This window comes from Microcoleus sp. Pol11C3 (assembly GCF_036701485.1).
Taxonomy (GTDB): Bacteria; Cyanobacteriota; Cyanobacteriia; order Cyanobacteriales; family Microcoleaceae; genus Microcoleus.
The window spans coordinates 1-7,097 of the sequence record NZ_JAUBQW010000207.1 but is presented as its reverse complement, the minus strand read 5'-3'; the positions used below and the strand labels follow the sequence as shown (position 1 = coordinate 7,097).

General features: G+C 46.1%; 4 protein-coding genes. 2 read left to right on the top strand and 2 right to left on the bottom strand.

Annotated elements, in window-relative coordinates; genetic code table 11:
* Positions 1-317: 317 nt before the first annotated feature.
* Positions 318-1,223 (bottom strand): ribonuclease HI, encoded by a 906-nt coding sequence (gene rnhA, locus QUA40_RS26850; RefSeq protein ID WP_333131529.1) that lies wholly within the window; start codon positions 1,221-1,223, stop codon positions 318-320.
* An 81-nt stretch (positions 1,224-1,304) separates the two neighbouring features.
* Here rnhA and QUA40_RS26845 point away from each other — a divergent pair, with 81 nt between their 5' ends.
* Positions 1,305-6,218 (top strand): CHAT domain-containing protein, encoded by a 4,914-nt coding sequence (locus QUA40_RS26845; protein WP_333131527.1) that lies wholly within the window; start codon positions 1,305-1,307, stop codon positions 6,216-6,218.
* A gap of 103 nt (positions 6,219-6,321) precedes the next feature.
* On the opposite strand, the gene QUA40_RS26840 is transcribed toward QUA40_RS26845, so the two are convergent.
* The gene (locus QUA40_RS26840; protein WP_333131525.1) at positions 6,322-6,522 is read right to left on the bottom strand and encodes a hypothetical protein; all 201 of its coding nucleotides are present in this window, start codon (positions 6,520-6,522) and stop codon (positions 6,322-6,324) included.
* A 262-nt stretch (positions 6,523-6,784) separates the two neighbouring features.
* On the opposite strand from QUA40_RS26840, the gene QUA40_RS26835 reads away from it, so the two are divergent.
* A complete protein-coding gene (locus QUA40_RS26835) occupies positions 6,785-6,994 on the top strand; it encodes a hypothetical protein (RefSeq protein ID WP_333131523.1) in 210 nt (69 codons plus the stop codon).
* Positions 6,995-7,097 lie beyond the last annotated feature (103 nt).

Here is a 7,097-nt window from a genome sequence, read left to right as displayed (position 1 = left end):
ATAGATAGAAGGTTGAAAATATCTGGGGCTCAATGGTTGAAAAAAAATGTCAATCAAATGCTAAAACTTCGTTGTGCCTACCTCAACGACCTCTTAGCCATTTGAGGCTTTTGCAAAACCGGGATGCTCCCGCGCAGATGCAACGCAGATGGTTTTCACTATAGGAGAGTGAATGCCTGCAATTCAAATCTAATGACTGATGACTAATCACTAAAAGGACACAACAATGTTGTGTCCCTAGAAATTTTTGCCAAATCTTGCTTGGCGACAGTCATTAGTCATCAGTTATTAATCAACTAATAACTCATGACTAACCACTAATCAGTTGTACTAACGTGGTCGATTCTCTCTAATTGCCAGAGAATTTGGTTGCCTTCGCGCCGCACCCGCGAAACTACCCAATTTCGCCAAACCCAGTTGTCTCCACGACTGGTGACAGCGCTGGCATTTACATCCATCAAATCAGCCAGTTCAGAACTGGTAATCAAGTAGCCTTTCGTCGCAACCTCGTCGGCGATGTGCAAGGTTTCGATCAGATTGCGGAGGTCTTGAACCCTCACCTCGCGAGGCAAGTTCTCCAGGGTATCGGCAGTTGAATCCATCATGGTAGAGTTGGAGATCGGAAGGTCAGAAGTTATGACATAGGATTCTATCGTTTTGTTACCAGTTGCGTCCGTTTCTTCCGAAACAATTGTGTTGTCAAAGTGTAGGGGCGGTGTCCCCGTGCCCGCCCCGGCCTCGTCTCCCGTTGGTTTCTGCTGTTGCAGTTCGGGAGTGAGATTGTGGGAGAAGCTGCGGGCGATTTCATCGCACCTGTCGTTGTAGAAGTCGCCGGAGTGACCGCGGACGTGTTCCCACTTGACAACCCGGGAATTCAGCTTGTCTAGCAGATGCCAGAGGTCTTGGTTGACAACATCTTTGCCCGTTGAGGTTTTCCAGCCTTTATTTTTCCAGCCTTGAATCCATTTGGTGATGCCGTTTTTAACGTATTCACTGTCGGTGTAAACGGTGACTGGTTCGGTTTGACCGGAATTGGCAAAAAATTCCAGCGCTGCGACGGCCGCCTGCATTTCCATGCGGTTGTTAGTAGTTTGGGGGTCTGCACCTCCGAGTTCGTGACACTTGCCGTCGGCGAAGCAAACTACTGCACCCCAGCCACCTGGGCCTGGGTTGCCGGAACAAGCGCCGTCTGTGTAGAGGCTTTTGATTTTGGGAGTTGTCATGAGCGAATTAATTGGTTATTTAGAGGTAAGTTGTTTGCAAGTGCCATAATTAAGGCAATTGAGATAGTTTTACTTGCTGCTATGAAAAATACCAACTTAAAGATTAAAAAGGTCGGGCTATTTATTTGTCCTTTTTCTTTGTTAATTTTTAATACTTTCGCGCAAGCACAGCCCATAGTCCCTGCTGCTGACGGTACGGGTACTGTTGTCACCCCCAGTGGCAACCGTTATGATATCAACGGCGGCAGTTTGTCGGGAGACGGCGCGAATCTTTTTCACAGTTTTGGGCAGTTTGCCTTGAATGAAGGTCAAATTGCTAATTTTCTGACTAATTCGGCTATTCAGAATATATTAGCTCGAATTGCTGGCGGGGACGCTTCGCTAATTAACGGTTTAATTACTGTCACGGGCGGCAATTCTAATCTTTTTTTAATTAATCCTGCGGGGATTGTGTTTGGTCCGAACGCGAGTTTGAATGTGCCGGCGGCTTTTACTGCAACTACGGCTACTGGTGTTGGTTTTGGTTCAAATTGGTTTAATGCTGCGGGTACAAATAATTTTAGCGCCTTGGTGGGTACGCCCAATGCTTTTTATTTTGGTGCGGGTGTACCGGGAAGTATTGTTAATGCTGGCAATTTAGCGGTGAATCCTGGAGAAAATTTGGCTTTGCTTGGCGGTACGGTTGTTAGTAGCGGGCAGTTGTCGGCTACGGGCGGGCAAATTACTGTTGCTGCTGTTGGGGGAAATCAGGTTCTCCGCCTTAGTCAACCGGGGCATTTGTTGAGTTTGGAAATACCAACGGGCGGAAATTTGGGTAATTCTCAACAGACTTTGAATCCTGTTTCTTTGCCGCAGTTGCTGACAGGTACGGGGCAAAATCAGGCGGCGGGTGTTGCGGTTGCGGATGACGGTTCTGTGCGGCTTGTGGGTTCGGGTTTGCAGGTGAATTCTGGGGATGTGGCGATTGCTGCTAATGTGTCTGGGCTGCCACAGTTGAATGCGGGAAGTGCGAATTTATGGGCTGCGGAAAATCTCACGTTAGCGGGCGCTAGGCTGCAAACTACGGGGAATTTAAGTTTGCTGGGTGGGGATGCGGTGCGGGTCAGGGACAGCGCCCAGAATCCTTTTTTGGCGCAGGCAGGGGGGAATTTATACATTCAGGGCGATCGCACTATTGATATTCTCACTCAAAACGCGATCGGCGGCTTATCTCTTCCGGCGCAATTCCAAAGCGGCGGCAATTTGAGTTTGGTTAGCAACGGTGTTATTTCGGGGGATTCTCATTTTGTTTCGGCGGGCAATTTTTCGGTGCGTAATCTGTCGGGAATGCCGGGAAATTTTGTGAGTTTATTTGACCCGATTATCAGTTCGGAAGGAGATGTTTTTTTTGGAGATTATACCGGTGTTTCGCTGAAAGTGGAGGCGAAGGGGAGTATTGTTGTTGAGGATATTACAATTACCGGCCCCGATATTGCATTGCGTAATGAAAATGTGAGTGGTGATCCGGATATTGCTATTTTAACCAGCAGTCCGGCTTTAATTCTGCGGGCTGGAGTGGCAAATCTGGCAAATCCTCCTAATGCTGCTACTGAGAGTTTAGGTGAAGATGCAATATTTATAGGTTCATTGTTTTCAAGCAATTTGATTTCTGTTGAAAATATTTCTGTCGGCGGACCGGTGATTTTGTCAGCGCTGGGAAATATCGCAACTAGAGATATTAACGGCGGTCGAATTAATCTGGAAAGCAGCGAAGGGGCAGTGATAGTGGGGGGCAGATTGATATCGAACTCGGATATTAATATTCGAGCTCTCAACAATATTATCTTGACAAATGACATTTCTCGTGCTGATATCAACGGCAGTATTAGTCTGAATACTGTTGGGGGCAATATTGAAACGAGGTCGATCGATACTGGGACTTCCGGGGCGATCGAACTCAGAGCTTTTGGCAATGTGAATTTTGGGAATTTGCAGGGATCTAATGTTGATATTACCACTAGCTCCGGGGAACTGGGAGTTTTGAGCGATGCCAATACAATTTTCCCCAATACTACACCAGTCAATATTACAGCAACCGAGAATATCAATTTGACAGCTTCTAGGGACTTAACGGTAGGCAATCTCAACGCTGCAACTGTCAATGCTAGCAGCAGCAATGGGAGTGTCCGCACGGGGGCGATCGCTACTTCGGGAGATGTCAGAATTGTAGCGGGACAGGAAATCAACACAGGGGCAATAACTGTTAATCCTGTCGCCACAAATCCCATTATTCCTACAGTAAATCTGGATGCACAAACTAATATTAATGTGGTCTCGATTAATGCTGGCACTGGCACTATTAATTTGAGAGCATCCCGCGATTTAAATGCAGGGATTTTGCAAGGTGGAGCCGTTGAAGTCAATAGCGCTCAGGGAAATATTGCGCTCGGTAATACTACATCTCTTGGGAATATTAATATAATAGGTTCGGGAAATGTAAATTCCGGCGATTTGCTGGGAAAAAGAGTTAATATTAATAGCAACTCGGGAAGTATTAATATTGATAACGCTACAGCAACAGAAAATACTGTCGATTTAACAGCGCTGCTCAATGTAAATGCACAAGATTTGCGGGGAGTTGGAGTTAATGTAAACAGCAATGCGGGAAGTATTAATATTGGCGGCAATATCGACGCCACAACAGGAAATGTCAATTTGACAGGTTCTGGCAATGTAAATGCACAAGATTTGCGGGGAGTTGGAGTTAATGTAACTAGCAATACGGGAAGTATTAATATTGGCGGCAATACGGACGCTACAACAGGAAATGTCAATTTAACGGCGCCGCTCGATGTAAATTCACGAGACTTGCAGGGAGTTGGAGTTGATGTCACTAGCAGCAGGGGAACGGTCAGCACTGGCAATATAAGTGCTTCCGAAATAGTCGGAATTTTAGCCGGAAACGACATCGCAGTTGGGCGAATAAATGTTAATCCTGTTGTTAGAGCAGATCGCACTTCTACAGTAAATCTTAACGCTCAAAATGATATCAGTGTTGCATCGATAAATGCTCCGGGCGGTAATGTTGAGATCGCAACTCCGGGTTTAGTTCGAGTGAGGGGTACTTTTGACCAAAACGGCACTCCTGTTAGCATCTCGACTCTTGGGGGCGCTCAACCGGGTACAGTTACTATCCGCCACGGCGGCGGCGATGTCAATCCGCCGATACCTTTTTCGGTGGGAGATGCGACGACTAACGGTACTGCTGGGGCGATCGCCAGCAATGCTTTAGGTACGATTACTCAGGGACAATCTTTCATCAATTCTTACACTCAAGGCAATAGTGCGATCGTCACTACAAATCAACCCAATACAACTCCACCGGTTACAACTCCACCGGTTACAACTCCACCGGTTACAATTCCACCGGTTACAACTCCACCGGTTACAACTCCACCGGTTACAACTCCACCGGGTACAACTCCACCGGTTACAACTCCACCGGTTACAACTCCACCGGGTACAACTCCACCGGGTACAACTCCTCCGCCACCATCGCCAAGCGGTAGATTTCCATTAGATAGAAACCGGGTTTTCCCCGATCGCAACCAACCCTTTACCCCTGAACAGCGGCAGAACCAAAACAGAATATCGCGAGATATAGGAAAACCCGGAGACAGGATGCCGCCCGAAAGAATGCAATCTCCCAGAGGGCTGAGAATTTTTATCAATTCAAATATTAGAGATTCCGTTATTCAGTCAGCATTTCGCGGCGACATCGGCAGGAATTTGGAGGCAGGCAAAATATCGGCAGCTTTGTCTCTGCTGGACAAATCTTTCAGCCAAGAATTCGGGGAATATTTAGGCATCAACATTAGCAACGAGTTGGTATCCTCAGAGGAGATTCAAAAAAAATTAGCATCCGTGGGCGCACAAACCGGCACAAAACCCAGCTTAATTTATCTGTTTTCGCAACGGGAAGAATTAAATTTAATGCTGATCACTTCTTGCGGTGATGTGGTTCACAAAAGCGTGCCGTCAGCGAACCGGGAAGAATTGCTGAGAGTTGTAAATGAGTTCAGGGCTGAGATTACAAAACCGGGCGTGCGGGCTACTACGAGTTATCTACCATCTTCCCAACAGCTTTATAAATGGATGATTGCGCCTTTAGAGGACAGTTTGAAAAAGTGCGAAACGGATACTATTTCCTTTGTTGTCGATCGGGGTTTGAGAGGTATGCCCTTTGCTGCTTTGCATGACGGACAGCAATTTTTGGTGGAAAAGTACAATCTCAGCCTAATGCCCAGCATTAATTTAACAGATACTCGCTACGTAGATATCAGAAATTCTCAAGTTTTAGCAATGGGTGCCTCGGAATTTTCCGAGTTGAAACCTTTACCTGCGGTTCCTGCTGAAATAGCAGCTATTTCCAGAGAGTGGCCGGGAGTTAGTTTTGTGAATGAGGGTTTCACTTTGGATAATTTGAAGCGACAGCATGAAAGCCGGCCTTTTGGGATTATTCACTTAGCTACTCACGGCGAATTTCGACCGGGGGCGCCGAGTAATTCTTTTATTCAGTTGTGGGATAGTCGGTTGAGACTGGATCAATTGCGAGATTTGAGATTGAATGATCCGCCGGTGAATCTGTTAGTTTTAAGTGCTTGTCGGACTGCGGTGGGAGATGCACAGGCGGAGTTGGGTTTTGGGGGGTTGGCGCTGCAAGCGGGGGTGCAAACGGCTTTGGGGAGTTTGTGGTACGTGAGTGATGAAGGTACTTTGGGATTGATGAGTGAGTTTTACCAGGATTTGAAGACGGCGCGAATTAAGGGGGCGGCGCTGCGACAAGCGCAAATTGCGATGTTGCGGGGAGATGTGCGTTTGGAGGGCGGCAAATTGCGGGGTTCGAGTCGGGGTGATGGGGTGGATTTGCCGGGTTCGCTGCAAGGGTTTGCGGATTTAAAGTTGTCGCATCCTTATTATTGGTCGGCTTTTGTGATGATTGGGAGTCCTTGGTGAAGAAATATCGATATTCCTTTTCGGCGTTGCTTAATCAGGGTATGAAAAAAATCAGTTAAAAATCCCCAAGCTTTGTCGATACTGGTTTCTCTGACTGGCATATTTATCCTTTCATACCGTAAATCAGCAACGCCTCCTTTTCTTCTATTACTTTAACGGCAATTTTCTCAGGGGTTTGATGATGGGTGATTTGCTTTTTCCCATTTTCTATTTTGCCAGCCGCTGCTGCCACTACTTTAATTTGCGGTTCTGCCAGCAGCGAAGTGGTTGGTAAAGTCGTCAAAAACAAAGGATTGAAAGCCACGAGTTGCCCAAAAACTCAACATTTTTTAACAAACCCCATTTTTGCCTTTCTAACGTGCTATTCTATACACAAAGCTGGTGCGTTTTGAGTTAGCTTTAATTTTTACCATAAAAATCAATATGCTCTCTATTCCAGGCGTTGCCATTGTGACGGTTCTTTACGAAAGTGTCAACGGGAGCATCCCGGTTTTGTAAATATATCCGAATAAGCGTAAAATAGTTAAAATCAATAAAAGCGTCAAAAAAAGTCGAAAACAAGAGCCATGACCCCTGAAGAACTAGAGCGGTTGCAATCCTGCACGGCAGAAATTGCTAAAATATTGTATAACAATACACCCCCAAGTGAACTGACCAGTCTGGAAAATATTGAAAAGCATCTCAGGCAACAATGGCTGGAAAAAGTTGGCCCACAAATCGGTTTTTTTTTATCAAACAAGCAACGGGAACAGAACAAGGACGACCCCGCACAGTAAAAAGCTGTATTGGTGAACTAATAATTATAGGACTTACGCATTGACAAAAAACATGATCTATGCACTCTCGGTCATAGCATCACTCTGAAGGTTCGCCAAAATA

Coding starts and splice junctions, on each gene's coding strand:
- rnhA (WP_333131529.1), bottom strand. CDS start 1,223: ATGACAACTCCCAAAATCAAAAGCCTCTACACAGACGGCGCTTGTTCC.
- QUA40_RS26845 (WP_333131527.1), top strand. CDS start 1,305: ATGAAAAATACCAACTTAAAGATTAAAAAGGTCGGGCTATTTATTTGT.
- QUA40_RS26835 (WP_333131523.1), top strand. CDS start 6,785: ATGACCCCTGAAGAACTAGAGCGGTTGCAATCCTGCACGGCAGAAATT.